This is a genomic window from Enterobacter sp. KB-221C9 (genome assembly GCF_041320715.1).
Lineage (GTDB): Bacteria > Pseudomonadota > Gammaproteobacteria > Enterobacterales > Enterobacteriaceae > Enterobacter > Enterobacter asburiae_D.
The window spans coordinates 59,467-85,162 of record NZ_JBGIWG010000005.1 but is presented as its reverse complement, the minus strand read 5'-3'; the positions used below and the strand labels follow the sequence as shown (position 1 = coordinate 85,162).

General features: G+C 55.9%; 24 protein-coding genes. 17 read left to right on the top strand and 7 right to left on the bottom strand.

Annotated elements, in window-relative coordinates; genetic code table 11:
• Positions 1–193: 193 nt before the first annotated feature.
• The 11 genes from AB8846_RS08645 (at position 194) to npr (ending at position 8,113) form a co-directional block, all read left to right on the top strand.
• Positions 194–1,171, top strand: a complete 978-nt coding sequence (locus AB8846_RS08645; protein WP_023309354.1) for a calcium/sodium antiporter — start codon at positions 194–196, stop codon at positions 1,169–1,171.
• Positions 1,172–1,184: 13 nt separating this feature from the next.
• The gene (gene kdsD, locus AB8846_RS08640) at positions 1,185–2,171 is read left to right on the top strand and encodes an arabinose-5-phosphate isomerase KdsD (protein ID WP_032659705.1); all 987 of its coding nucleotides are present in this window, start codon (positions 1,185–1,187) and stop codon (positions 2,169–2,171) included.
• A gap of 14 nt (positions 2,172–2,185) precedes the next feature.
• The gene (gene kdsC / locus AB8846_RS08635; RefSeq protein WP_370732513.1) at positions 2,186–2,752 is read left to right on the top strand and encodes a 3-deoxy-manno-octulosonate-8-phosphatase KdsC; all 567 of its coding nucleotides are present in this window, start codon (positions 2,186–2,188) and stop codon (positions 2,750–2,752) included.
• On the top strand, positions 2,749–3,324 hold the full coding sequence (gene lptC / locus AB8846_RS08630) for an LPS export ABC transporter periplasmic protein LptC (protein ID WP_023309357.1): 576 nt from the start codon (positions 2,749–2,751) through the stop codon (positions 3,322–3,324). The genes kdsC and lptC overlap by 4 nt, the downstream gene beginning before the upstream one ends.
• Positions 3,293–3,847, top strand: coding sequence for a lipopolysaccharide ABC transporter substrate-binding protein LptA (gene lptA / locus AB8846_RS08625; RefSeq protein ID WP_023333608.1), 555 nt, complete (start codon positions 3,293–3,295; stop codon positions 3,845–3,847). The genes lptC and lptA overlap by 32 nt, the downstream gene beginning before the upstream one ends.
• Before the next feature lie 6 nt (positions 3,848–3,853).
• On the top strand, positions 3,854–4,579 hold the full coding sequence (lptB, locus tag AB8846_RS08620) for an LPS export ABC transporter ATP-binding protein (protein WP_023309359.1): 726 nt from the start codon (positions 3,854–3,856) through the stop codon (positions 4,577–4,579).
• Between the two features lie 47 nt (positions 4,580–4,626).
• Positions 4,627–6,060, top strand: coding sequence for an RNA polymerase factor sigma-54 (gene rpoN, locus AB8846_RS08615; protein WP_370732511.1), 1,434 nt, complete (start codon positions 4,627–4,629; stop codon positions 6,058–6,060).
• A 22-nt stretch (positions 6,061–6,082) separates the two neighbouring features.
• On the top strand, positions 6,083–6,370 hold the full coding sequence (hpf, locus tag AB8846_RS08610; protein WP_008501444.1) for a ribosome hibernation promoting factor: 288 nt from the start codon (positions 6,083–6,085) through the stop codon (positions 6,368–6,370).
• Positions 6,371–6,452: 82 nt separating this feature from the next.
• The gene (ptsN, locus tag AB8846_RS08605; RefSeq protein ID WP_008501443.1) at positions 6,453–6,944 is read left to right on the top strand and encodes a PTS IIA-like nitrogen regulatory protein PtsN; all 492 of its coding nucleotides are present in this window, start codon (positions 6,453–6,455) and stop codon (positions 6,942–6,944) included.
• A gap of 45 nt (positions 6,945–6,989) precedes the next feature.
• The gene (rapZ, locus tag AB8846_RS08600) at positions 6,990–7,844 is read left to right on the top strand and encodes an RNase adapter RapZ (RefSeq protein ID WP_014885397.1); all 855 of its coding nucleotides are present in this window, start codon (positions 6,990–6,992) and stop codon (positions 7,842–7,844) included.
• Positions 7,841–8,113, top strand: a complete 273-nt coding sequence (npr, locus tag AB8846_RS08595) for a PTS phosphocarrier protein NPr (protein WP_003861872.1) — start codon at positions 7,841–7,843, stop codon at positions 8,111–8,113. The genes rapZ and npr overlap by 4 nt, the downstream gene beginning before the upstream one ends.
• Before the next feature lie 38 nt (positions 8,114–8,151).
• On the opposite strand, the gene mtgA is transcribed toward npr, so the two are convergent.
• From mtgA to lptF, 5 genes are all read right to left on the bottom strand, one after another.
• Positions 8,152–8,877, bottom strand: a complete 726-nt coding sequence (gene mtgA, locus AB8846_RS08590) for a monofunctional biosynthetic peptidoglycan transglycosylase (protein WP_063143583.1) — start codon at positions 8,875–8,877, stop codon at positions 8,152–8,154.
• Positions 8,874–9,527 (bottom strand): isoprenoid biosynthesis glyoxalase ElbB, encoded by a 654-nt coding sequence (elbB, locus tag AB8846_RS08585; RefSeq protein WP_370732628.1) that lies wholly within the window; start codon positions 9,525–9,527, stop codon positions 8,874–8,876. The genes mtgA and elbB overlap by 4 nt, the downstream gene beginning before the upstream one ends.
• 232 nt (positions 9,528–9,759) lie before the next feature.
• The gene (gene arcB, locus AB8846_RS08580) at positions 9,760–12,093 is read right to left on the bottom strand and encodes an aerobic respiration two-component sensor histidine kinase ArcB (protein WP_063143585.1); all 2,334 of its coding nucleotides are present in this window, start codon (positions 12,091–12,093) and stop codon (positions 9,760–9,762) included.
• A 135-nt stretch (positions 12,094–12,228) separates the two neighbouring features.
• A complete protein-coding gene (lptG, locus tag AB8846_RS08575) occupies positions 12,229–13,311 on the bottom strand; it encodes an LPS export ABC transporter permease LptG (protein WP_063143586.1) in 1,083 nt (360 codons plus the stop codon).
• Positions 13,311–14,411, bottom strand: coding sequence for an LPS export ABC transporter permease LptF (lptF, locus tag AB8846_RS08570; RefSeq protein ID WP_063143587.1), 1,101 nt, complete (start codon positions 14,409–14,411; stop codon positions 13,311–13,313). Before lptF ends, lptG begins: the two co-directional genes overlap by 1 nt.
• A gap of 266 nt (positions 14,412–14,677) precedes the next feature.
• Here lptF and pepA point away from each other — a divergent pair, with 266 nt between their 5' ends.
• The 5 genes from pepA to AB8846_RS08545 all read left to right on the top strand — a co-directional run bounded on the left by pepA (position 14,678) and on the right by AB8846_RS08545 (position 21,336).
• Complete coding sequence (gene pepA, locus AB8846_RS08565; protein ID WP_032642395.1) at positions 14,678–16,189, top strand: leucyl aminopeptidase; 1,512 nt, start codon at positions 14,678–14,680, stop codon at positions 16,187–16,189.
• Between the two features lie 118 nt (positions 16,190–16,307).
• Positions 16,308–16,751: a DNA polymerase III subunit chi gene (holC, locus tag AB8846_RS08560; RefSeq protein WP_008502815.1), complete on the top strand. Its 444-nt coding sequence runs from the start codon at positions 16,308–16,310 to the stop codon at positions 16,749–16,751.
• The gene (locus tag AB8846_RS08555; RefSeq protein WP_331411141.1) at positions 16,751–19,606 is read left to right on the top strand and encodes a valine--tRNA ligase; all 2,856 of its coding nucleotides are present in this window, start codon (positions 16,751–16,753) and stop codon (positions 19,604–19,606) included. Before holC ends, AB8846_RS08555 begins: the two co-directional genes overlap by 1 nt.
• Positions 19,607–19,729: 123 nt before the next feature.
• The gene (locus tag AB8846_RS08550) at positions 19,730–20,233 is read left to right on the top strand and encodes a GNAT family N-acetyltransferase (protein ID WP_063143589.1); all 504 of its coding nucleotides are present in this window, start codon (positions 19,730–19,732) and stop codon (positions 20,231–20,233) included.
• A gap of 83 nt (positions 20,234–20,316) precedes the next feature.
• Positions 20,317–21,336 (top strand): NAD(P)-dependent alcohol dehydrogenase, encoded by a 1,020-nt coding sequence (locus AB8846_RS08545; RefSeq protein WP_029739607.1) that lies wholly within the window; start codon positions 20,317–20,319, stop codon positions 21,334–21,336.
• A gap of 90 nt (positions 21,337–21,426) precedes the next feature.
• Here the strand turns inward: AB8846_RS08545 and AB8846_RS08540 are convergent, their stop codons facing one another.
• Entirely contained in the window at positions 21,427–23,064 is a 1,638-nt protein-coding gene (locus tag AB8846_RS08540; protein WP_370732510.1) for a dihydroxyacetone kinase subunit DhaK, read from the bottom strand.
• 137 nt (positions 23,065–23,201) lie between these two features.
• Here AB8846_RS08540 and AB8846_RS08535 point away from each other — a divergent pair, with 137 nt between their 5' ends.
• Positions 23,202–24,704, top strand: a complete 1,503-nt coding sequence (locus tag AB8846_RS08535; RefSeq protein WP_370732509.1) for a helicase HerA-like C-terminal domain-containing protein — start codon at positions 23,202–23,204, stop codon at positions 24,702–24,704.
• Here AB8846_RS08535 and AB8846_RS08530 read toward each other — a convergent pair.
• Positions 24,684–25,625, bottom strand: coding sequence for a TIGR01212 family radical SAM protein (locus tag AB8846_RS08530; protein WP_370732508.1), 942 nt, complete (start codon positions 25,623–25,625; stop codon positions 24,684–24,686). The two genes, AB8846_RS08535 and AB8846_RS08530, sit on opposite strands and share 21 nt — an antisense overlap.
• Positions 25,626–25,696 lie beyond the last annotated feature (71 nt).

Sequence of the window (25,696 nt, the reverse complement as noted above, 5' to 3'; positions counted from 1 at the left end):
CATGACGCCTGAATCAGCCCTCAACTCCGCATTTTTACAGAATAATAGCCGTTGAGGTTAGCGAAAGCTGGCATTTGTTTTACTTTTCCGGCGCATAAAGTCAAAATTAGGAATTCGTTACGCCTCAGACTGTATGCAGTCCAGCCATTCCCGCGCGATGGACCGACGAGTATACCTGAAGAAAGGACTTTTGATGCTTTTAGCAACAGCACTGTTAATAATTGGTTTACTATTGGTGGTCTACAGTGCTGACCGTTTAGTGTTTGCTGCATCTATTCTGTGTCGCCTGACGGGCGTACCGCCTGTCGTCATCGGGATGACCGTGGTCAGTGTTGGAACGTCACTTCCTGAGATCATCGTCTCTGTCTCGGCATCGCTGCATGGTCAGTTAGACCTGGCAGTCGGCACCGCGATTGGCTCTAACATCGTCAATATACTCTTGATTTTAGGCCTGGCCGCCCTGCTCCATCCATTTCGCGTGCATTCTGATGTTCTGCGCCGTGAATTGCCGCTAATGTTAATCGTAAGCCTGCTGGCAGGCTGCGTATTTTACGATGGTGTATTGAGCTATAGCGACGGCATTTTCTTGCTGGCGCTGGCCGTCATTTGGCTGCTGTATAGTGTTAAAATCGCCCGTCTGGCTGAGAAGCAGGGCCAGGATAGCCTTACGCGTGAGCAGGTTGCCGAACTTCCACGAGAAGGCACGCTGCCTGTTGCCCTGCTCTGGCTTGGCGTTGCGCTGATCATCATGCCGATGGCAACGCGCATGGTCGTGGATAACGCGACGGTGCTGGCGAACTATTTCGCCATCAGTGAACTGACCATTGGCCTGACGGTGATTGCCATCGGTACCAGCCTGCCGGAGCTGGCCACGGCCATTGCGGGGGCGCGTAAAGGTGAGGATGACATTGCCATTGGTAATATCATCGGTTCTAACATTTTTAATATCGCCATTGTGATGGGCCTGCCGGCCCTGATTACGCCAGGGCCCTTTAATCCCCTGGCATTCTCACGCGACTACGGCGTGATGTTATTGGTCAGCGTGATATTTGCCCTGCTCTGCTGGCGGCGGCAACGACAGATCGGCAAAGGCGCAGGCGCGCTGCTGACGGGTGGATTTATCGTATGGATGGCGATGCTGTACTGGCTCTCGCCTCTTCTCTCTGGGTAATCGGAAACGCATTATGTCGCAAATAGAATTGCAGCCGGGTTTTGACTTTCAGAAAGCAGGCAAAGAGGTTCTGGAGATTGAACGTGAAGGTCTGGCGCAGTTAGATCGGTACATTAATCAGGATTTTAGTCTGGCATGTGAGAAGATGTTCTACTGTGCCGGCAAAGTCGTGGTGATGGGGATGGGTAAGTCCGGCCACATTGGACGCAAAATGGCGGCAACATTTGCCAGCACCGGAACCTCTTCCTTCTTTGTACACCCAGGGGAAGCCGCGCACGGCGACCTGGGTATGGTCACGCCGCAGGATATCGTCATCGCGCTGTCCAACTCCGGTGAGTCCAATGAAATTCTGGCGCTGATCCCGGTACTGAAGCGACTGCAGGTGCCGCTTATTTGCATGACCAGCCGTCCGGAAAGCAGCATGGCGCGTGCGGCCGATATTCACCTGTGCGTGAAAGTGCCCAAGGAGGCCTGTCCGCTCGGCCTGGCGCCGACGTCCAGCACTACCGCAGCGTTGGTCATGGGCGATGCGCTCGCCGTCGCGCTGCTCGAAGCCCGCGGTTTTACGCCGGAAGATTTCGCGCTTTCCCATCCGGGCGGTGCGCTGGGGCGCAAGCTGCTGCTTCGGGTAAACGATATTATGCACACCGGGGATGAGATCCCTCACGTCAGTAAAGAAGCCTCCCTGCGTGATGCGCTGCTGGAAATCACCCGTAAGAATCTGGGTATGACGGTCGTGTGCGACGATCTGATGAAAATTCAGGGGATCTTCACCGATGGCGACCTGCGTCGCGTGTTCGATATGGGTGTCGATGTCCGCACGCTCGGCATTGCCGACGTGATGACGCCGGGCGGTATCCGCGTTCGTCCGGGTACGCTGGCAGTGGATGTGCTGAACCTGATGCAGTCCCGTCATATCACCTCCGTTATGGTTGCCGATGGCGACCAGTTGCTGGGTGTGGTACATATGCATGATCTGCTGCGCGCAGGCGTAGTGTAATGAAGGATAAGACAATGAGTAATGCGGGTGCATCCCTTGCAACCTGTTATGGTCCGGTCAGTACCCAGATTATGGCAAAGGCGGAAAACATTCGTCTGCTCATCCTGGATGTGGATGGTGTACTCTCCGATGGCCTGATTTACATGGGCAATAATGGTGAAGAGCTGAAAGCGTTTAACGTTCGCGACGGCTATGGTATCCGCTGTGCGCTCACTTCTGGTATTGAGGTGGCTATCATCACCGGGCGAAAAGCTAAACTGGTAGAAGACCGCTGTGAAACCTTAGGAATTACCCATCTGTATCAGGGTCAGTCCGATAAGATGGCGGCGTTTAAGGATTTACTGGGTAAACTGGCTATCGCACCGGAAAACGTGGCCTACGTCGGGGACGATCTGATTGACTGGCCCGTGATGGCTGAAGTCGGTCTGAGTATCGCTGTTGCCGATGCGCATCCGCTGCTGATCCCGCGCGCTGACTACGTTACCCACATCAACGGGGGCCGTGGTGCAGTACGTGAAGTCTGCGATCTGCTTTTGCTGGCGCAGGGCAAGCTTGATGAGGCCAAAGGGCAATCGATATGAGTAAAACCAGACGTTGGATTATCATTTTGCTTTCGCTTGTCGCACTAGTATTGATTGGCGTGAACCTTGCCGATCGCGACGATACGCAAACGGAAGTGGTCAACAATAACGATCCAACCTATAAAAGCGATCACAGCGACACCGTGGTCTACAGCCCGGAAGGCGCGCTGAACTATCGTCTGATTGCCCAGCACGTTGAATATTTTTCAGATGACGGTATTTCGTGGTTTACCCAGCCTGTCATGACCACGTTTGATAAGGACAAGGTGCCGACGTGGTCAATTAAGTCAGATCGGGCAAAACTGACAAATGACCGTATGCTTTATCTGTATGGCCACGTTGAAGTCAACGCCCTGACCGCTGACTCACAACTGCGAAAAATTACGACGGATAATGCCCAGATTAACCTGGTAACCCAGGACGTGACCTCGCAGGATCTGGTCACACTGTATGGCACAACATTTAATTCCAGCGGTTTGAGAATGCGCGGGAACTTACGCAGCAAGAACGCCGAGCTGATTGAAAAGGTTAGAACCTCCTATGAAATTCAAAACAAACAAACTCAGCCTTAAAGTAATTATCGCCAGCGCGATGCTGGCGACCAGTCTCCCCGCGCTTGCTGTAACGGGCGATACCGACCAACCGATCCATATCGAGTCCGATACCCAGTCTCTCGATATGCAGGGCAACGTCGTCACCTTTACGGGTAACGTCGTCATGACTCAGGGCACCATCAAAATCAACGCCGACAAAGTGGTCGTGACCCGTCCGGGTGGCGAGCAGGGCAAAGAGATCATTGATGGTTACGGTAACCCGGCAACCTTCTACCAGATGCAGGACAACGGCAAGCCTGTGAAAGGTCACGCCTCGCATATGCACTACGAGCTGGCGAAGGATCTGGTCATCCTGACCGGAAACGCGTATCTGGAACAGCTGGACAGCAATATTACTGGCGACCGAATCACCTATCTGGTGAAAGAGCAAAAAATGCAGGCCTCCAGCGAGAAAGGCAAACGCGTCACGACCGTACTGGTTCCGTCGCAGCTGCAGGACAAAGGCAAAGGCCAGGCCCCGGCACAGAAGAAGAGTAACTAATTCGTTATGGCAACATTAACTGCAAAAAATCTCGCGAAGGCCTATAAGGGCCGCCGTGTCGTAGAAGATGTCAGTCTGACCGTCAACTCCGGCGAAATTGTAGGGCTGCTTGGCCCTAACGGTGCGGGTAAAACCACCACCTTCTACATGGTCGTTGGCATTGTGCCGCGCGATGCCGGCAACATTATCATTGACGATGAAGACATCAGCCTTCTGCCGCTGCACGCGCGCGCGCGTCGCGGGATCGGCTACCTGCCGCAGGAAGCCTCCATTTTCCGTCGTCTTAGCGTTTACGATAACCTGATGGCGGTCCTGCAAATTCGTAACGACCTGACCAGCGAACAGCGTCAGGATCGTGCCAACGAGCTGATGGAAGAGTTCCATATTGAGCATCTGCGTGACAGCCTCGGTCAGGCCCTCTCCGGGGGTGAACGCCGTCGTGTTGAGATTGCGCGTGCGCTGGCCGCAAACCCGAAATTTATCCTTCTGGATGAACCGTTTGCGGGCGTTGACCCGATTTCGGTAATCGACATCAAACGTATCATTGAACACCTGCGTGACAGCGGGCTTGGCGTATTAATCACCGACCACAACGTCCGTGAAACGCTGGCCGTGTGTGAACGCGCGTATATTGTGAGCCAGGGCAATTTGATCGCCCACGGTACGCCGCAGCAGATCCTCGAAGACGATCATGTTAAGCGCGTCTATCTTGGGGAAGACTTCAGACTCTGATAGGGTAGAGGTAACGTAACGCCGAACCGGAGAAAAATGCTCTGAACATGAAGCAAGGTTTGCAATTAAGGCTCAGCCAACAACTGGCGATGACGCCGCAGCTACAGCAGGCAATTCGCCTGTTGCAACTGTCCACGTTAGAACTTCAGCAGGAGCTCCAGCAGGCGCTGGACAGCAACCCCCTGCTGGAACAAACCGATCTTCATGACGAGGTAGATACCCAGCAATCTCAGGATACAGAAGCGCTCGACACCGCGGATGCACTCGAACAAAAAGAGATGCCCGACGAGCTTCCGCTGGATGCCAGCTGGGATGAAATCTACACCGCCGGAACGCCTTCCGGTACGCGTGCAGACTACCAGGACGATGAGCTACCGGTCTATCAGGGAGAAACCACCCAGTCGCTGCAGGATTATCTGATGTGGCAGGTGGAACTCACCCCTTTCTCCGATACCGACCGCGCGATTGCCACCTCAATTGTCGATGCCGTTGACGACACCGGCTATTTGACCGTCACGCTGGACGATATTCTGGAAAGCATGGGCGATGAAGAGATTGAGCTTGAGGAGATCGAAGCCGTTCTGAAGCGCATTCAGCGTTTCGATCCGGTAGGCGTGGCCGCAAAAGATCTGCGCGACTGCCTGCTGATCCAGCTTTCTCAGTTCAGCAAAGAGACGCCATGGATCGACGAGGCGCGCTTAATCATCAGCGATCATCTGGATCTGTTGGCTAACCACGATTTCCGCTCCCTGATGCGCGTCACGCGCCTGAAGGAAGAGGTGCTGAAAGAAGCGGTGAATCTGATCCAGTCGCTCGATCCGCGCCCGGGACAGTCGATCCAGACCGGCGAGCCCGAGTACGTGATCCCGGACGTGCTGGTCAGAAAACACAATGACCGCTGGGTCGTTGAACTGAATTCAGACAGCATCCCTCGCCTGCAAATCAACCAGCAGTATGCCTCCATGTGCACCAGCGCGCGTAACGACTCCGACAATCAATATATTCGTAGCAATCTTCAGGAAGCGCGATGGTTGATCAAAAGTCTGGAGAGCCGAAATGATACGCTGCTACGCGTCAGCCGCTGTATTGTCGAACAGCAGCAGGCGTTCTTTGAGCAGGGCGAAGAGTATATGAAACCGATGGTACTGGCGGATATCGCCCAGGCCGTCGAAATGCATGAATCAACCATTTCCCGTGTCACCACGCAGAAGTATCTGCACAGTCCACGCGGTATTTTTGAGCTTAAGTATTTCTTCTCCAGCCATGTGAATACCGAGGGCGGCGGCGAAGCGTCGTCAACGGCCATTCGTGCCCTGGTGAAGAAGTTGATCGCCGCGGAGAACCCCGCGAAGCCACTAAGCGACAGTAAGTTAACCACCATGCTGTCCGATCAGGGTATTATGGTGGCACGTCGTACTGTTGCGAAGTATCGAGAGTCTTTATCCATTCCGCCGTCCAACCAGCGTAAACAGCTGGTCTGACACAACCGATAAGGAAGACACTATGCAGCTCAACATCACTGGACAAAACGTCGAAATTACTGAAGCTTTACGCGACTTTGTGAACGCGAAGTTTGCAAAACTCGAGCAGTATTTCGAAAGGATCAATCAGGTCTATATTGTGTTGAAAGTGGAGAAAGTGACTCATATCTCGGATGCCACCCTGCATGTTAACGGGGGTGAACTGCATGCCAGTGCGGAAGGGCAAGACATGTACGCTGCTATCGACGGCTTGATTGATAAGCTTGCACGACAGCTCAATAAACATAAAGATAAACTGAAACAACACTAATTGTCCGGGCAGTTAACGGGTGCAGGACGGCCTGTTGTGAAACACAACAGGCCATTTGTACAGTTAGCGCTTAGGTGAAATTATGATGAACAACGATTCCGCTCTTCAACTGAGCAATGTCCTTAACCAGGAATGTACCCGCAGTGCGGTTCACTGCCAGAGCAAAAAACGTGCGCTGGAGATCATCAGTGAGCTGGCTGCAAAACAGCTGGGCCTGCCGCCGCAGGTGGTGTTCGAAGCGATTCTGACCCGTGAAAAAATGGGCAGTACCGGTATCGGCAACGGCATCGCGATCCCGCACGGGAAACTGGAAGAGGATACCCTGCGTGCCGTTGGTGTGTTTGTGCAGCTTGAAACACCCATCGCCTTCGATGCCATTGATAACCAGCCCGTCGATCTCCTCTTCGCGCTGCTGGTGCCTGCCGACCAGACGAAAACCCATCTGCATACGCTGTCGCTGGTCGCAAAACGTCTGGCCGATAAAACCATTTGCCGTCGACTGCGCTCGGCCCAAAGTGATGAAGAGCTCTATCAAATTATCACTGAAGCAGAAGGCAATCAGGATGATGCATAACCAGGAGATGGCCTTCACATCTGTTGTCCTGAGGAGAAACGGAACATGGTGCTGATGATTGTCAGTGGCCGTTCAGGGTCGGGGAAATCCGTTGCTCTGCGCGCGCTGGAAGACATGGGTTTTTACTGCGTCGATAACCTGCCGGTCGTGTTGTTGCCTGACCTGGCACGCACGCTTGCGGAGAGACAAACCTCTGCTGCCGTCAGTATCGACGTCCGTAACATGCCTGAATCGCCAGAGATCTTCGAACAGGCCATGAGCAACCTGCCTGATGCGTTCTCGCCTCAGCTGCTGTTCCTTGATGCAGACCGCAATACGCTGATCCGTCGCTACAGCGATACCCGTCGTTTACACCCGCTTTCCAGCAAGAACCTCTCTCTGGAGAGCGCTATCGATGAAGAGAGCGACCTGCTGGAGCCGCTGCGTTCTCGTGCCGACCTGATTGTCGACACCTCTGAGATGTCCGTTCACGAACTGGCGGAAATGCTTCGTACCCGGTTGTTGGGTAAACGCGAGCGTGAACTGACAATGGTGTTCGAATCCTTCGGCTTTAAGCACGGTATTCCGATTGATGCGGATTACGTTTTCGACGTGCGCTTCCTGCCGAACCCGCACTGGGATCCGAAGCTGCGTCCAATGACCGGCCTGGATAAACCCGTCGCGGCCTTCCTCGACCGGCACACAGAAGTTCACAATTTTATCTACCAGACGCGAAGCTACCTTGAGCTATGGTTACCTATGCTGGAGACAAACAATCGTAGCTACCTGACGGTGGCGATTGGCTGTACCGGTGGTAAACATCGTTCGGTTTACATCGCCGAACAGCTGGCCGACTATTTCCGCTCGCGCGGGAAGAACGTTCAGTCCCGTCATCGCACGCTGGAAAAACGTAAAACATGACCGTAAAACAAACCGTTGAGATCACCAATAAGCTGGGTATGCATGCACGCCCGGCGATGAAACTGTTTGAGCTGATGCAGGGTTTTGATGCAGAGGTTCTGCTGCGGAATGACGAAGGTACCGAAGCGGAAGCAAACAGCGTGATCGCCCTGCTGATGCTGGATTCCGCCAAAGGGCGCCAGATTGAAGTAGAAGCCACCGGACCTCAGGAAGAGGAAGCGCTGGCGGCGGTAATTGCCCTGTTTAACGCCGGCTTTGACGAAGACTAACGTTCGCCCCTCGGCGGGTGGCGCTACGCTTACCCGCCCTACATAAGATTATTACGCTGCATAAAACCCTCTCCGCCCAGCTGATTCATCTGGCGTATGATCCACGCCTGACGACTTCGCACGTACCCTGATGGGGCACTGGCTTTAAAGCGGATGGGATTCGGTAAAACAGCGGCCAATAGCGCTGCTTCTGACATGCTCAGACGGCTGGCTGGCTTATTGAAATAACGCTGCGCGGCAGCTTCCACGCCAAAAACACCGTCGCCAAACTCAGCGACGTTGAGATAGACGGTCAGAATGCGTTTTTTGCTCCAGACCGTTTCCATCCCCAGGGTCAGCCCCGCTTCCAGCCCTTTTCGCACCCAACTTCGACCATCCCACAGAAACAGATTTTTGGCCGTCTGCTGCGACAAGGTTGACGCGCCGCGCACGCGGTTTTCATGGCGTTCGTTATGGGCTAGCGCCTTCTCAATGGCCGCAACGTCGAACCCCCAGTGCTCCGGGAATTTCTGGTCCTCCGCCGCGATGACCGCCAGCCCCATGAACGGTGAGATCTCGTCCATGCTCACCCAGTCTGAGTGGGCAACATAGCTGAAATCGCCGCTGAACCACGCGCCGAGCTGGCGCTCAACCATAACGGCAGAGAACGGAACCGGCATAATGCTGAATAAAGCCAACCCACCTCCCCAAAATACCGCCAGTACAAGAACGATACGCAAGAGAATACGCTTCACCCCTGCGCCTGCGGCAAATTTACGCCTCATTCAGTCAGCACCAGCACGCGGGCCACCAGCTTTTCAATTCCTGAGGCAGCCTCAGCGATATTATTCGCCAGCATATACGCTGGCGTGGTGACAATTTTGTTATCTTCATCAACCACAATGTCATCAACCGGGCACGGAACGTGTTCGCCCCCCATTTCCTCGACGATCTCTGCGGTATCAATATCCGTCCCGATAGTCAGGCGCAGCGGGAAATCAAAAATCCTGGGCAGCATTGCCGGCGCGATGCAGATAAAGCCCAGCGGTTTTCCTGCCGCATGCATGGCCTGCGACAGCGCTTTTAGATGAGGATCGATCTGACACTCCGCGCCCTGCGCAGCAAAGGTACTGAGATTTTTGGCCGCGCCAAACCCACCCGGCACAATCAGCGCATCAAGCTCTGTCGGGTCTGCCTGAATAAGAGGATGGATATCACCTCGCGCAATGCGCGCGGCTTCAATTAGCACATTACGGGTTTCCGTCATCGGCTCGCCGGTCAGATGATTAATTACATCCGCCTGATTTTTGTCTGGCGCAAAACAAATAACCTCTGCTCCCTGCTTAGCCAGGGCCAGCAGCGTGATGACGGCTTCATGTATCTCAGAACCATCGTAAACACCGCATCCGCTCAGCACGACACCAATCTTTTTCATCATGACAATCCTTTTCTGCAACTTGCTGAAGCACATTAATAATTTTGATTAAAACGCTATGCTTCACACATTTCACTGATTCATGTAACAAACCATTTAAGATTTGCTATCTTATCTGCGTGCGGCCTAAATTTTTCAGGCAGCGCCCTTTCGAAAATAACTTTAAAAAACAGGCGCAGCCACGATTTCCCTGGTGTTGGCGCAGTATTCGCGCACCCCGGTTAAGCCGGGGTCATTTTTTTCTGGCATCGACCCAGGCTTTAAGCACCGCCACATCGTTTTGCCACTCTTGTTTCATCTCTTCAACCCAATCACCCACGTTATCTTCCCATGCAGGTAAATCAGGCGATTGAATCTGTTGGCCCAGCTGCTGCAGGTGGCGTAGGCCAACCGAGCCGGCGGCACCTTTAATTTTATGTCCTTCTTCCACAATGCCCTTCTGGTCACGAGCCGTCAGGTTTGATTCCAGCACGCTCAGATAGCCCGGCATCATTTTTTCGAATACCGCCAGACCGTCGGTAATCAGTTTCGGGCCGACCAGATCGATGTACTGCTCCAGCATCGCGGTATCGAGTATCGTTTGGGCTTTTGCGCTATCAACAGACGTCATGGTGCTCTCCTCTTCATCACGGGTATCCCAGAACTTCTTAATCATGGCGGTCAGAGCAGGCACCGCCAGCGGCTTGCTGAGTACATCGTCCATACCGGCATCGAGATACTCTTTTTTATCTTTCAGTACGTTCGCCGTCAGCGCCACCAGCGGCGGCAGTTCGTCGGCCGCGTACTGACGCGTCAGCTCACGCGAGATATCCAGCCCGGTCATATCCGGTAGCTGAATATCCAGCAGGACAAGATCGTATTCGCCCGGTTTAAACATCTCGAGCGCGGCCTTACCGGTCATCGCGACATCCACGCTGTTGCCCAGTTTTTCCAGCACGGAGCGCGCCACAATCACGTTCAGCTCAATGTCTTCCACCAGCAGGACGTGCAGCGCAGGCAGCGGCATATCGTCGTTTTCAAAGGTATCCTCAACCTCCTCCGCCACCGCCGGCGCATGGACCGTCAGCGTGAAGGTTGACCCTTTACCCGGCTGGCTGGCAACGGTGATATCGCCCCCCATACTCTTTGCCAGCCGTTTAGAGACCGCCAGGCCAATGCCCGTTCCGGTAGCCGGTTTCCCGCCGTTGCTGTCCTTCACCTGGTAGTACATCGCGAAAATTTTGTCCTGCTCCTCCTGCGGAATACCCATCCCGGAGTCTTCCACTTCGAAGTGCAGAATATCGCCTTCGTCAAAGCGGATGCGCACCGCCACCTGCCCCTTCTGGGTAAATTTCACCGCGTTGCTGATAAGGTTCCACAGGATCTGGCGCAGACGCGTGCCGTCAGTCACCACTTTATGCGGCAGCGGCAGGGTTGGATCCATGACAAAACTCAGTCCCTTCTGCTGCGCCTGCAAGCCGGACAGGTTTTCCAGATCGGCAAGGAAGCTGGTGAAATCAACAGGCTGATTATCAAGCTGAACTTTACGGCGCTCCATCTTATCCATATCAATAATATCGTTGAAGATATTACCCAGCGTGACCGCTGAGACATGGATAGTCTTGAGATATTTTTCCTGCTCTGCGGTCAGGTCGGTATCCAGCAGAATACGGCTCAGCCCGACAATGCCGTTAAGCGGCGTACGCAGCTCGTGGCTGATGGTGGAGATAAAGGTGGTCTTGTCACGGCTGGCGCGCTCCAGGGCGTCCTGATAGCGCTTACGCTCGGTGATATCGCGGCCAAAGCCCATCAGGCCGTGGCGTTTTCCGACGCGGTCATAGTAGGGCACCTTACGGATCTCAAAGCAGGCTTTGCGTCCGTCCGGGTAATCCAGCCACTGTTCATAGGTCAGCGAGACGTTATGGCGGAAGACTTTTTCGTCCGTCTCCATGACCTTGGCCGCCGCCTCTTCAGAGTAAACGTCCTGCGGCTTCAGATTAATCAGCTGCTTCTCGCTTTTCCCGGTGAGCAGCTCCATCGCCCGGTTACAGCCGGAAAACTCTTTATCTTCATTACGGTAAAACACCAGATCCGGCGAAGCATCGAGGAACGACCGCAGGAAAGAGGATTGCTGCTCAAGCTGGATCTGCGTGACCTCGCGCTCTTTCATTTCGATTTTCAGCTGCTCAAGGGTAGCCTGACGCTCGGCCTCCGCCTTCTCACGATCTGAAATCTCCTGGTTCAGCTGCGCAATGTTGTCTTTGAGCTGGACGTTGAGCTTCAGGTCGCGTTCACGCATCTCTTCCAGTTTATCAACCAGTTTTGACAAACGCTGACGGGACTCTTCCAGCTGTTCAACCACCACGGAAAGGAAATAGACCGCCCAGGGAGTAATGAGCAAGCCAAAGAAGATGGAGCGGATGACGTCGATACTCTCGACCTGACCATGCAGAACCATGGTGACGGCCATTTGCACGACAATGGCCAGAACGACCAGCGCCAGCGCAAGCAGCATGGAGAAACGCACCAGCCCAAGCTTCATCATCAGGTCGACGTAATACTGGGCAAGCATTCGAATTTGCTTCATAGAGGATCCCTTCACGACTTTATCGCTCAATAATACTCAAATTCAGGGCGGGGCGTTGAAGGTTGTGAGAAAAAGTGCGGGGTGAAACAGGAGATTAGCCTCGCTTCCGGTTAACCGGAAGCGAGGAGAGGTCTATCAGGAGCGTCTTAACAGCAGCCAGAGGCTGATCAGGAGGAAACTGGCGCTTGGCAGCAGCGCACCAATCATCGGCGGAATACCATAAACCAGCGTCAGCGGACCGAAGATCTGGTCAAGCACGTAGAACACAAAGCCGAAGCTGATACCGGTCACAACGCGCACGCCCATCGGCACGCTACGCAACGGGCCGAAGATAAACGATAGCGCCATCAGCATCATCACCGCCACGGACATCGGCTGGAAGATCTTGCTCCACATGTTGAGCTGATAACGTCCTGCATCCTGCCCGCTCGACTTCAGGTATTTCACATAGTTGTGTAAACCGCTGATGGAGAGCGCGTCAGGATCCAGCGCCACGACCCCGAGCTTATCGGGCGTCAGGTTGGTCTTCCACGTACCGGTGACCGTCTGAGAACCGGCGATCTGTTTCGGATCGGTCAGGTCAGATTCATCGACTTGGGACAAGCGCCACTGTTTTTTGTCGGCATCAAATTTCGCCGAAGAGGCGTGGCGAACTGACTTCAGACGGCGCTGGTCATCAAAAGCGTAGATGCTCACCCCACCCAGTTCATCATTCCCATTTACCCGTTCGATGTAGACGAAGTTTTTACCGTCTTTCGCCCATAAACCTTGTTGAGTCGAGAGCAGTGAACCGCCGTACATGGCCTGGGCACGGTAGTTACGCGCCATCTGTTCGCCCTGCGGCGCGACCCACTCGCCAATCGCCATGGTCAACAGCACCAGTGGGATCGCGGTTTTCATTACCGACAGCGCAACCTGCATGCGGGTAAAACCCGAGGCCTGCATGACGACCAGCTCACTGCGCTGCGCCAGCATCCCCAGCCCCAGCAGCGCCCCCAGCAGGGCCGCCATCGGGAAGAAGATCTGCACATCTTTCGGCACGCTGAGTAGGGTATACATCCCCGCGCCCAGCGCGTCATAGCTCCCCTGCCCGGCTTTTTTCAACTGGTCGACAAATTTGATAATGCCGGAGAGCGACACCAGCATGAACAACGTCATCATGATGGTGGTAAAAATGGTTTTACCGATATAGCGATCAAGAACGCCAAACGCCTGCATTAGATGGCTCCTTTACGCGAGAATCGGGCACGTATGCGGCGCACAGGCACCGTATCCCACAGGTTTAATCCCAGCGCCAGTAAGATGTACAGGCTGTTGACGAACCATGTCCAGACCATAGGGTCCAGCTTACCTTTCGCGCCGTTAGAACGAATCGAGGTTTGCAGCAGGAAATAGATCAGGTAAAGCAGCATCGCTGGTAGCATAGAGAGCACGCGTCCCTGACGCGGGTTCACCACGCTCAGCGGAACGACAATCAGCGCCATCATAAACACGGTGAAGACGAGCGTAATACGCCAGTGGAACTCAGCGCGCGCTCGGTCGGTATCGGTATTCCAGAGGGTACGCATGTCCATTTGCTCGGTATCCGATGGATCGAGCGCCACCGCCTGATGGCCGATAATGGCCTGATAGTTCTGGAAATCCGTAATACGGAAGTCGCGCAGCATCGCGGTGCCTTCGAAACGGGTGCCTTTGTTCAGCGTCACGATCTGAGAACCATCTTTGCGCTGAGCAAGCTGACCGGAGTCTGCAACCACCACTGACGGACGCGCGTTACCTTTGGGACGTAACTGCGCCAGGAAGACGTCGTTGAATTTACTGCCGTCAACGCTCTCAATAAACAGCACGGAGTTGCCGTCGGTCGCCTGCTGGAACTGCCCCTGGGCTAGCGCCGCCATGCCGGGGTTTGCTTTCGCTTCGGCCAGCACTTCGTCCTGATGACGGGAAGACATGGGGCCCGCCCACATCACATTCACCGCCGCAACAATCCCCGTGAACAGCGCCAGTATCATGGCCGCTTTCACCAGTACCGCTTTGCTCAGGCCGCAGGCATGCATCACCGTGATTTCACTCTCGGTGTAGAGTTTCCCAAGCGTCATGAGCAGGCCAAGGAAAAGACTTAGCGGCAGGATGAGCTGCGCCATTTCCGGGATCCCTAAACCAAGCAGGGAAAGCACCAGATTTGTTGGAATTTCGCCGTCAACGGCCGCACCGAGGATCTTAACCAGCTTCTGACAGAAAAAAATCAGCAGCAGGATGAAGAGGATCGCCAGTTGGCTCTTGAGCGTCTCCCGCACCAGATATCTTATGATTATCACTTTAAATACGCCCGTAAAAACCCGTCTCTTTGCAGGAATTTCGCTTGTTTCATGGCTTAAACGTCATTTATTCTCTTGAGTCGTCGAAATCATCGCTAAGATTAAAACATCCAGCGGATTCACGCTTCAGGACTTTTTCTGACGTGTCGAAACCGTAGTAACGTAAGATTAACACGAAGTCACCACAACAGCGGACATGAGTTACGAAAGGTTTCAATTCTATCCGTAGCAGCCGCCGTTGTCTTTAAGATTCAGGAGCGTAGTGCATGGAGTTCAGTGTAAAAAGCGGTAGCCCGGAGAAACAGCGGAGTGCCTGCATCGTTGTGGGCGTCTTTGAACCACGCCGACTCTCCCCGATCGCCGAGCAACTCGATAAAATCAGTGACGGCTATATTAGCGCCCTGCTGCGCCGTGGCGAACTGGAAGGCAAACCTGGGCAGACGCTGTTACTGCACCATGTTCCGAACGTACTGTCAGAGCGTATTCTGCTGATTGGCTGCGGCAAAGAGCGCGAGCTGGATGAACGTCAGTATAAGCAGGTGATTCAGAAAACAATCAATACGCTGAATGATACTGGCTCAATGGAAGCCGTCTGCTTCCTGACCGAGCTGCACGTCAAAGGACGTAACACCTACTGGAAAGTACGTCAGGCGGTTGAAACGGCAAAAGAGAGCCTGTACAGCTTCGATCAGCTGAAGACCAATAAAAGCGAGCCGCGTCGTCCGCTGCGTAAAATGGTCTTTAACGTGCCTACCCGTCGCGAACTGACCAGCGGCGAACGCGCGATCCAGCACGGTCTGGCGATCGCAGCCGGCATTAAAGCGGCCAAAGATCTCGGCAACATGCCGCCTAACATCTGTAACGCGGCGTACCTGGCCTCCCAGGCGCGTCAGTTGGCCGACGCCTACAGCAAAAACGTCATTACCCGCGTCATCGGCGAACAGCAGATGAAAGAGCTGGGGATGCACTCTTACCTGGCGGTCGGTAACGGCTCGCAAAACGAATCCCTAATGTCCGTCATCGAGTACAAAGGCAATCCGTCCGAAGACGCGCGTCCTGTCGTGCTGGTCGGTAAAGGCCTGACCTTCGACTCCGGCGGCATCTCCATCAAGCCTGCCGAAGGCATGGATGAGATGAAGTACGACATGTGCGGCGCGGCGGCGGTTTACGGCGTGATGCGCATGGTGGCGGAACTTCAGTTGCCTATCAACGTGATCGGCGTACTGGCAGGCTGCGAAAACATGCCTGGCGGCCGCGCTTATCGTCCGGGTGACGTTCTGACCACCATGTCCGGCCAGACCGTTGAAGTGCTGAACACCGACGCCGAAGGCCGTCTGGTACTCTGTGACGTGCTGACCTACGTTGAGCGCTTCGAGCCTGAAGCGGTGATTGACGTCGCTACCCTCACCGGTGCCTGTGTGATTGCGCTGGGCCACCACATCACCGGCCTGATGTCGAACCACAATCCGCTGGCGCACGAGCTTATTGGTGCCTCAGAGCAGGCCGGGGACCGCGCATGGCGTCTGCCGCTGGGTGACGAGTATCAGGATCAGCTGGAGTCTAACTTTGCGGATATGGCGAACATTGGCGGACGTCCTGGCGGTGCGATCACCGCGGGCTGCTTCCTGGCTCGCTTCACCCGCAAGTACAACTGGGCACACCTGGATATCGCGGGCACCGCATGGCGCTCCGGTAAAGCCAAAGGCGCAACCGGTCGTCCAGTGGCGCTGCTGTCGCAGTTCCTGCTCAATCGTGCGGGTTTTAACGGCGACGAGTGATGTAAAACGCCGGGTGGCGGCTTCGCCTTACCCGGCCTACAGCGTCACTCAACCGTAGGCCGGGTAAGCGTAGCGCCACCCGGCTTTGCATTTAAATCCACGACAAGAAGCCCCATATATGAAGAATGCAACGTTCTACCTTCTGGACAACGACACCCATCAGGATGGCCTCAGCGCCGTCGAACAGCTGGTGTGTGAAATTGCCGCAGAACGTTGGCGCGCAGGTAAACGCGTTCTGATTGCCTGTGAAGATGAACAGCAGGCCATTCGCCTTGATGAGGCGCTGTGGGCGCGCCCGCCGGAGAGTTTTGTCCCGCATAACCTGTCGGGCGAAGGCCCGCGTGGTGGAGCCCCGGTTGAAATTGCCTGGCCGCAAAAGCGCAACAGCAGCGCGCGCGATATTCTGATTAGCCTGCGGATAGATTTTGCAGATTTTGCCACCGCTTTCACAGAAGTGGTAGACTTTGTCCCTTACGAAGAATCTTTGAAACAACTGGCGCGCGAACGCTATAAAGCGTACCGCCTGGCTGGTTTTAACCTGAATACGGCAACCTGGAAATAATGGAAAAGACATATAACCCACGCGATATCGAACAGCCGCTTTACGAGCACTGGGAACAGCAGGGCTATTTCAAGCCTAACGGCGACGAAAGCAAAGAGTCCTTCTGCATCATGATCCCGCCGCCGAACGTCACCGGCAGTTTGCATATGGGTCATGCTTTCCAGCAGACCATCATGGACACCATGATCCGCTACCAGCGCATGCAGGGTAAAAATACCCTGTGGCAGGCGGGGACTGACCACGCGGGTATCGCGACCCAGATGGTGGTTGAGCGTAAAATTGCCGCTGAAGAAGGAAAAACCCGCCACGACTACGGTCGCGACGCGTTCATCGACAAAATCTGGCAGTGGAAAGCGGAATCCGGCGGTACCATTACCCGTCAGATGCGCCGTCTCGGCAACTCCGTGGACTGGGAGCGCGAGCGCTTCACCATGGATGAAGGCCTGTCCAACGCCGTTAAAGAAGTCTTCGTCCGCCTGTACAAAGAAGACCTGATTTACCGTGGCAAACGCCTGGTAAACTGGGATCCAAAACTGCGCACCGCCATCTCTGATCTGGAAGTGGAAAACCGCGAGTCTAAAGGCTCCATGTGGCACATCCGCTATCCGCTGGCCGACGGCGCAAAAACCGCCGACGGTAAAGATTACCTGGTGGTCGCAACGACCCGTCCGGAAACCCTGCTGGGCGATACCGGCGTGGCCGTTAACCCGGAAGATCCGCGTTATAAAGATCTGATCGGCAAATTTGTGGTGCTGCCGCTGGTAAACCGCCGTATTCCGATTGTGGGCGACGAACACGCCGACATGGAAAAAGGCACCGGCTGCGTGAAAATCACCCCGGCACACGACTTTAACGACTATGAAGTCGGCCGTCGTCACGCCCTGCCGATGATCAACATTCTGACCTTCGACGGCGATATCCGTGAAAGCGCAGAAGTGTATGACACCAAAGGCAACGAATCCGACGTTTACTCCAGCGAGATCCCAGCTGAGTTCCAGAAGCTGGAACGCTTTGCCGCGCGTAAAGCCATCGTGGCTGCCGTTGACGCGCTCGGCCTGCTGGAAGAGATCAAACCTCACGACCTGACCGTGCCGTACGGCGACCGTGGCGGCGTGGTGATCGAGCCAATGCTGACCGACCAGTGGTACGTGCGTGCCGACGTGCTGGCGAAACCGGCTGTCGAAGCGGTTGAGAACGGCAGCATTCAGTTCGTGCCGAAGCAGTACGAAAACATGTACTTCTCCTGGATGCGTGACATTCAGGACTGGTGTATCTCCCGTCAGCTGTGGTGGGGTCACCGTATTCCGGCGTGGTACGACAACGAAGGCAACGTCTACGTTGGCCGCACCGAAGACGAAGTGCGTCAGGAAAACAACCTGAGCGCGGACGTTGCGCTGCGTCAGGACGAAGACGTGCTGGACACCTGGTTCTCTTCCGCGCTGTGGACCTTCTCCACCCTCGGCTGGCCAGAAAACACCGACGCGCTGCGTCAGTTCCACCCAACCAGCGTGATGGTGTCCGGTTTCGACATTATCTTCTTCTGGATTGCCCGCATGATCATGATGACCATGCACTTCATCAAAGACGAAGACGGCAAGCCGCAGGTTCCGTTCCATACCGTCTACATGACAGGCCTGATCCGCGACGACGAAGGCCAGAAGATGTCCAAGTCCAAGGGTAACGTGATTGACCCGCTGGATATGGTTGACGGTATCTCTCTGGAAGACCTGCTGGAAAAACGTACCGGCAACATGATGCAGCCGCAGCTGGCTGAGAAAATCCGCAAGCGCACCGAGAAGCAGTTCCCGAACGGGATCGAGTCTCACGGTACCGACGCCCTGCGCTTCACCCTGGCGGCACTGGCCTCTACCGGTCGTGACATCAACTGGGACATGAAGCGTCTGGAAGGTTACCGTAACTTCTGTAACAAGCTGTGGAACGCCAGCCGCTTCGTGCTGATGAACACCGAAGATCAGGATTGCGGCTTCAACGGCGGCGAAATGACCCTGTCTCTGGCGGACCGCTGGATCCTGGCGGAATTCAACCAGACGGTGAAAGCGTTCCGCGACGCGCTGGACAGCTACCGCTTCGATATCGCAGCGGGCATCCTGTACGAATTCACCTGGAACCAGTTCTGCGACTGGTATCTGGAGCTGGCGAAGCCGGTGATGAACGGCGGAACCGAGGCGGAACTGCGCGGCACGCGCAACACGCTGATTACCGTTCTGGAAGGTCTGCTGCGCCTGGCGCATCCGGTCATTCCATTTATCACGGAAACCATCTGGCAGCGCGTGAAGGTGATTGCAGGCATCAACGCCGATACCATCATGCTGCAGCCGTTCCCGGAATTCGATGCGGCTAAGGTTGATGAAGCGGCGTCCGCGGATACCGAGTGGCTGAAGCAGGCGATCGTTGCGGTACGTAACATCCGTGCAGAAATGAACATCGCCCCTGGCAAACCGCTGGAGCTGCTGCTTCGTGGCTGCAGCGAAGCGGCTGTTCGTCGCGTCACCGAGAACAATACCTTCCTCAAGACCATGGCGCGCCTGGAAAGCATCACCGTGCTGCCTGCGGATGACAAAGGTCCGGTTTCCGTGACCAAAATCATCGACGGCGCCGAGCTGCTGATCCCGATGGCGGGCCTGATCGACAAAGACGCTGAGCTGGCTCGTCTGGCGAAAGAAGTGGCGAAAGTCGACGTGGAAATTGGCAAAATCGAAAGCAAGCTGGCGAACGAAGGTTTTGTCGCCCGCGCGCCGGAAGCGGTCATCGCGAAAGAGCGTGAGCGTCTGGTTGCTTTCGCCGATGCGAAGACCAAGCTGATTGAGCAGCAGGCGGTTATCGCTGCCCTGTAATGCTTTTACCCCTTACGCTTCAGGGCGTAAGGGGTAACCTTCCTGAAAACTCCTCGCTTGCACTCCCCTTTCTGCAGTGCTATTAACAGCAGTTATGTGTCAATTTTTGTAATGAGTAATGCTATGAGCGTGATTACCCCCGTCGCGACGACGATGCGTCGGATCACTGAGCAGGATAATCCGGCTATCGCCGCCGTTATCCGCACCGTTTCAGCCGAGTATGGTCTGACGGCTGACAAAGGCTACACGGTTGCTGATCCGAACCTGGACGACCTTTTTCAGCTCTACAGCCAGCCAGGACATGCCTACTGGGTAATCGAGCAGAATGGCCAGGTTGTGGGCGGTGGCGGCGTGGCCCCCCTCAGCTGCAGCGAGCCGGATATCTGCGAGCTACAGAAAATGTATTTTCTGCCAACGGCGCGCGGGCAAGGACTGGCGAAAAAGCTGGCGCTGATTGCGCTGGACCACGCGCGCAAGCAGGGTTTTACCCGCTGCTACCTTGAAACGACCGCTTTCCTCAAAGAGGCCATTGGCCTGTATGAACATCTGGGCTTTGAGCATATTGATGCGCCATTGGGCTGTACCGGCCACGTTGATTGCGAAGTCAGAATGCTGAAAAGTCTGTAACGTTCATTCCTGCCCTCTTCTGTTAAGCGGCTGTAAACTGAATGCTCTACACTCTCAGTTCACACCATAACGGGGGAAAGACGATGTCGAAGATAAAAAGCTACGCCGCACCGCAGGCGGGTGCAGAACTTGAGCTGTACGAGTACGATGCGGGCGAACTAAAAGCAGAAGACGTCGAAGTGCAGGTGGATTACTGCGGGATCTGCCACTCAGATCTCTCGATGATCGACAACGAATGGGGCTTCTCGAGCTATCCGCTGGTTGCCGGGCACGAAGTCATTGGCCGCGTCGTGGCGCTCGGTAGCGCCGCGCAGGACAAAGGGCTGAAAGTGGGCCAGCGCGTGGGCATTGGCTGGACGGCACGCAGCTGTGGTCACTGCGATGCCTGTATCAGCGGCAATCAGATCAACTGCCTCGAGGGCGCCGTTCCCACCATTCTCAACAAAGGCGGTTTTGCCGATAAACTGCGCGCCGACTGGCAATGGGTCATCCCGCTGCCGGACAGCATTGATATCGAATCCGCCGGTCCGCTGCTGTGCGGCGGTATCACCGTCTTCAAACCCCTGCTGATGCACCATATCACCGCCACCAGCCGCGTGGGCGTGATCGGTATTGGCGGTCTTGGCCATATCGCCATCAAGCTGCTGCACGCGATGGGCTGTGAAGTGACGGCGTTTAGCTCGAACCCGGCAAAAGAGAAAGAAGTGCTGGCGATGGGTGCGGATAAAGTCGTGAACAGCCGCGATCCTGAAGCGCTGAACGCGCTGGCTGGGCAGTTTGACCTGATCATCAACACCGTTAACGTGGATCTCGACTGGCAGCCGTACTTTGAAGCACTGGCCTACGGCGGTAACTTCCATACCGTAGGTGCCGTAATGAAGCCGCTGCCAGTTCCGGCGTTTACCCTGATCGGCGGCGATCGCAGCGTGTCAGGCTCCGCGACCGGTACGCCGTTTGAGTTGCGCAAGCTGATGAAGTTTGCCGGACGCACCAAAGTGGCCCCGACCACCGAACTGTATCCGATGTCGAAAATCAACGAAGCGATCCAGCACGTGCGTGACGGCAAAGCCCGCTACCGCGTGGTGTTGAAAGCGGATTTTTGATGTGAGATTGCCGGGTGGCGGCTTCGCTTTACCCGGCCTGGATCCGGTTTTGTAGGCCCGGTAAGCGCAGCGCCACCGGGCTATTCTCACCTATCTCGCCAGTGCAGAAAACACCTCTGACACCGCGACCGCCCCCGGGTCCATTACCCCGTCCAGATTCTCTTTGTTCACATACGACGAGCGGCCCGCGCCCGCTTTCATCATCTTCGCAGTCGCTTCAGCCCCCTGCTGTGCGGCCTTCGCCGCAGCCTCGATATCGCCTTTGTGCAACGCCTCCAGCGCCGGCTGCAGCGCGTCGATCAGGGTACGATCGCCGAGATCTGCCCCACCGTACTGCTTCATCTGCGCCAGCCCGCCGAGCAATGCCTCCGGTAGCGGCTGTCCATCGTGAAGCTTTTGCCCGGCAGCGGTGAAGAAGATCGACATCAGCACCCCGCTCGATCCGCCCATCACCGTGGCCAGCCGCTCGCCCACCAGCAGCAGCAGCGTCGATACGTTATCAAGCGGGAGCTTGCGATCCTCCAGGCGCTGCGCAATATCCCGCGCGCCTTGCGCAAAAGTTGAGCCGGTATCACCGTCGCCCACTTTCGCATCCAGCGCGTTCAGTCGGTTTTCAAGTTCGATCAGCGTCCTCGTTACCGAAGAGACATACTCACCCACCCGCGTGTTCTCCGACGGGGTGTATTCCACGCGATCGTGGATGGCGCTATGCGCCACGGTGCGCGGTGGCGCAAACGCCACGGGCTTCTGCCAGCCCAGCGTTTCGACCTCGGCGTGAATCGCCTTTTCGAAGAAATCATTAAGCTTCAGCAGCGTGAGCGAAAAGCCCTTCATGTCCAGCGCGCTCACCAGCGGCGCGGGGCCTATCAGGTACGCGATCTCCTCTTTCAGCGCCGAATACGCCAGCTCTTTGGTCAGCAGCGCCATTTCGAGCGCCGATACGCCCCCAAGATTGTTAATCAATACCGCAAAGCGCCCCTCTCCCGCCTGCGCGCGTAGCGGCGTCACCAGCGTGTCGATAATGGCTTTGCTGTTCTGCGTATCCACGACGGAAGCTCCCGGCTCGCCGTGAATGCCCAGACCCAGCTCGACGTGACCTTGCTTAATACGCCCCTCTTCCTCGTCGCTGCCCGGCAGGTTGCACGTTTGCATCGCAACGCCCAGGCTCCAGAGGTTGTCGCAGGCCTGTTGCGCAATCTCCCGCACTTCACTCAACGATTTCCCGTGCTCCGCCGCATAGCCCGCAATCTTATGCACCAGTGCCGTACCGGCAATACCGCGCGGCTGTTTGTTATCCGGCAGCGCGATATCGTCCGCCACGATAACCATCTCCACCTTGAGGCCGTAGCGTTTGGCCTTTTCTGCCGCCAGACCAAAGTTCAGGCGATCGCCGGTGTAGTTTTTGACGATAAGCAGACAGCCGCGATCGCCCGTGACCGCCACAATGGCATTCAGCACCGCATCCACGCTCGGCGAGGCAAACAGATCGCCACACACTGCCGCCGTCAGCATCCCTTTGCCGACAAACCCGGCGTGCGCGGGTTCGTGGCCTGAGCCGCCGCCGGAGATCACCGCCACGCGGCTTTTGTCCCAGTCGCCGCGTGCGACGATCCTGATGGCCGGATCGATATCAAGTTTGACGAGGTTTGCGTGTGGCGCAGAAAGCAGTATGCCTTCAATGGCATCGTTGACCAGCTGTTTGCGATCGTTAAAGAAGAATCTGGACATAGTTTCCCACTATTTTGTGAACCGTATGCAAAAGCATAGTCCGCGCTGGATAATGCGCCGCAAAGTCAGGAATTTACTCAACCAAATTGCTATCAGGTTGCCTATACTCCACCCAGGACTAAGAGAGGAAGCGCATCATGAGTACACCATTGTTAATTGCCCGGACGCTGGAAAAAGAGCTGTATTTACTGCCCGCAATGGCGAACCGCCACGGCCTGATCACCGGAGCGACCGGGACGGGGAAAACCGTCACCCTGCAAAAGCTGGCGGAGTCGCTTTCGGAGATTGGCGTACCGGTCTTTATGGCTGACGTGAAAGGCGATTTAACCGGTGTGGCTCAGGAAGGGACGGCCTCTGAAAAACTGCTCGAACGGCTGAAAAATATTGGCATCACGGACTGGACGCCGCACAACAATCCGGTGGTGGTGTGGGATATCTTCGGTGAGAAAGGCCATCCGGTGCGCGCTACAGTCTCCGATCTCGGCCCGCTGCTGCTGGCCCGTCTGCTTAACCTCAACGACGTGCAGTCCGGCGTGCTGAATATTATCTTCCGCATTGCCGACGATCGGGGACTGCTGCTGCTTGATTTCAAAGATCTGCGCGCCATTACACAGTACATCGGCGATAACGCAAAATCCTTCCAGAACCAGTACGGCAATATCAGCAGCGCTTCGGTGGGCGCCATTCAGCGTGGGTTGCTGACCCTGGAGCAACAGGGTGCCGAACACTTCTTTGGCGAGCCGATGCTGGATATCAAAGACTGGATGCGCACCGACAGCAGCGGCAAAGGCATCATCAACATTCTGAGTTCAGAGAAGCTCTACCAGATGCCAAAGCTCTACGCTGCCAGCCTGCTGTGGATGCTCTCCGAACTGTACGAGCAGTTACCGGAAGCGGGCGATCTGGAAAAACCGAAGCTGGTGTTCTTCTTTGACGAAGCGCACCTTCTGTTTAACGACGCGCCGCAGGTGTTGCTGGATAAAATTGAACAGGTCATTCGCCTGATCCGCTCCAAAGGGGTCGGCGTCTGGTTTGTTTCGCAAAACCCGTCGGATATTCCGGATAACGTGCTCGGCCAGCTCGGTAACCGCGTGCAGCACGCCCTGCGCGCCTTTACGCCGAAGGATCAGAAAGCGGTGAAAGCCGCCGCGCAGACCATGCGCGCCAATCCGGCCTTTGATACCGAAGCGGCGATTCAGGCGTTAGGCACCGGTGAAGCGCTGATCTCGTTCCTGGATGCGAAGGGCAGCCCATCCGTGGTGGAACGCGCCATGGTGATCGCGCCCTGCTCCCGCATGGGGCCGGTTACCGACGATGAACGTAACGGCCTGATTAACCACTCTCCGGTTTACGGGAAGTACGAAGACGAGGTGGATCGCGAGTCCGCGTTCGAGATGCTGCAAAAAGGGGTGCAGGCGACCACCGAATCGCAGGATGCGCCTGCCGCTAAAGGGCAGTCTGTCGCCGTGGATGACGGTATTCTCGGGGGGCTCAAAGACATCCTGTTCGGCAGTACCGGGCCGCGCGGCGGCAAGCGCGACGGCGTGGTACAAACCATGGCGAAAAGCGCTGCACGGCAGGTCACCAATCAGATAGTGCGCGGCATGCTGGGGAGTCTGTTAGGCGGCCGTCGCCGGTAGACGGGGAACCCACGGGCGGCCAAGCGCCGTCCCCTGCACGCCGTTCTCCTGTAGATAGCGGTCGATTTCCAGCATCCCCGTCCAGCGGTTCTCACACCATAGCGGTGCCAGAAGCGTTGGACGCCGGGCGCTGGCCGAAATACGGTGGTAGACAATTTCCGGCGGCGTGTGGCGAATCATCTCCCCCGCCGTCACCGTATAATCCTCTAGCGCAATACCGCTTAACCGCCCCGCTTCCCAGGCTTTCGCCATGATGCTTCCCGTAACAATATGCAGCGGGTGCAGCTTAATGCCGTCCACGCCGGTCTCAACCACCTTTTCCAGCGTTTCAATGCCATGCTGTTGACCTTCGCCGGGTAACCCAACAATCAGGTGCGAACAGACCTTCAGCCCACGCGCACGGGCCAGACGCGTGGTGCGCTGGTAGCAGGCGAAATCATGGCCACGGTTAATGCGGTGCAGGGTTTTGTCGTGCGCGGTTTGCAGGCCCAGCTCCAGCCAGATCTCGTAGCCTTGTTCTTTGTACTCGCTGAGCAGGTCCAGCACCGCCTCCGGTACGCAGTCCGGGCGCGTGCCCACGCACAGCCCAACGATGTTAGCCTGGCTGATGGCCTGCTGATACATAGAGCGCAGCACCTGCACCTCCGCCCACGTGCTAGTGTAGGCCTGGAAATAGGCCAGATATTGCTTCGCGCGGTTCACCAGGCTCGCCTGATGGGCAAGCTGTTCAGCGATAGATTTATGCTGCTGGGCTTCGTCAGCAAAGGACGCAACGTTACAGAAGGTGCAGCCGCCGCGCCCGATGGTGCCATCGCGATTCGGGCAGCTAAACCCGCCGTGCAGCGTCAGCTTATGAACCTTTTGCCCGTACCGCTGCAAAAGATCCCCACCAAACATATTGACTAATTTCTGTAACTGCATAATCTGATAGACCGTCCCGGAGAAAGGGGACAAGCCTGCCACTTTTAGCCTCTGTCGGCGATGACCTGGAT

Coding starts and splice junctions, on each gene's coding strand:
- AB8846_RS08530 (WP_370732508.1), bottom strand. CDS start 25,625: ATGCAGTTACAGAAATTAGTCAATATGTTTGGTGGGGATCTTTTGCAG.
- hpf (WP_008501444.1), top strand. CDS start 6,083: ATGCAGCTCAACATCACTGGACAAAACGTCGAAATTACTGAAGCTTTA.
- mtgA (WP_063143583.1), bottom strand. CDS start 8,877: ATGAGGCGTAAATTTGCCGCAGGCGCAGGGGTGAAGCGTATTCTCTTG.
- lptA (WP_023333608.1), top strand. CDS start 3,293: ATGAAATTCAAAACAAACAAACTCAGCCTTAAAGTAATTATCGCCAGC.
- AB8846_RS08550 (WP_063143589.1), top strand. CDS start 19,730: ATGAGCGTGATTACCCCCGTCGCGACGACGATGCGTCGGATCACTGAG.
- npr (WP_003861872.1), top strand. CDS start 7,841: ATGACCGTAAAACAAACCGTTGAGATCACCAATAAGCTGGGTATGCAT.
- lptC (WP_023309357.1), top strand. CDS start 2,749: ATGAGTAAAACCAGACGTTGGATTATCATTTTGCTTTCGCTTGTCGCA.
- elbB (WP_370732628.1), bottom strand. CDS start 9,527: ATGAAAAAGATTGGTGTCGTGCTGAGCGGATGCGGTGTTTACGATGGT.
- AB8846_RS08555 (WP_331411141.1), top strand. CDS start 16,751: ATGGAAAAGACATATAACCCACGCGATATCGAACAGCCGCTTTACGAG.
- arcB (WP_063143585.1), bottom strand. CDS start 12,093: ATGAAGCAAATTCGAATGCTTGCCCAGTATTACGTCGACCTGATGATG.
- lptG (WP_063143586.1), bottom strand. CDS start 13,311: ATGCAGGCGTTTGGCGTTCTTGATCGCTATATCGGTAAAACCATTTTT.
- AB8846_RS08645 (WP_023309354.1), top strand. CDS start 194: ATGCTTTTAGCAACAGCACTGTTAATAATTGGTTTACTATTGGTGGTC.
- rapZ (WP_014885397.1), top strand. CDS start 6,990: ATGGTGCTGATGATTGTCAGTGGCCGTTCAGGGTCGGGGAAATCCGTT.
- lptB (WP_023309359.1), top strand. CDS start 3,854: ATGGCAACATTAACTGCAAAAAATCTCGCGAAGGCCTATAAGGGCCGC.
- ptsN (WP_008501443.1), top strand. CDS start 6,453: ATGATGAACAACGATTCCGCTCTTCAACTGAGCAATGTCCTTAACCAG.
- AB8846_RS08545 (WP_029739607.1), top strand. CDS start 20,317: ATGTCGAAGATAAAAAGCTACGCCGCACCGCAGGCGGGTGCAGAACTT.
- pepA (WP_032642395.1), top strand. CDS start 14,678: ATGGAGTTCAGTGTAAAAAGCGGTAGCCCGGAGAAACAGCGGAGTGCC.
- holC (WP_008502815.1), top strand. CDS start 16,308: ATGAAGAATGCAACGTTCTACCTTCTGGACAACGACACCCATCAGGAT.
- AB8846_RS08540 (WP_370732510.1), bottom strand. CDS start 23,064: ATGTCCAGATTCTTCTTTAACGATCGCAAACAGCTGGTCAACGATGCC.
- rpoN (WP_370732511.1), top strand. CDS start 4,627: ATGAAGCAAGGTTTGCAATTAAGGCTCAGCCAACAACTGGCGATGACG.
- kdsC (WP_370732513.1), top strand. CDS start 2,186: ATGAGTAATGCGGGTGCATCCCTTGCAACCTGTTATGGTCCGGTCAGT.
- AB8846_RS08535 (WP_370732509.1), top strand. CDS start 23,202: ATGAGTACACCATTGTTAATTGCCCGGACGCTGGAAAAAGAGCTGTAT.
- kdsD (WP_032659705.1), top strand. CDS start 1,185: ATGTCGCAAATAGAATTGCAGCCGGGTTTTGACTTTCAGAAAGCAGGC.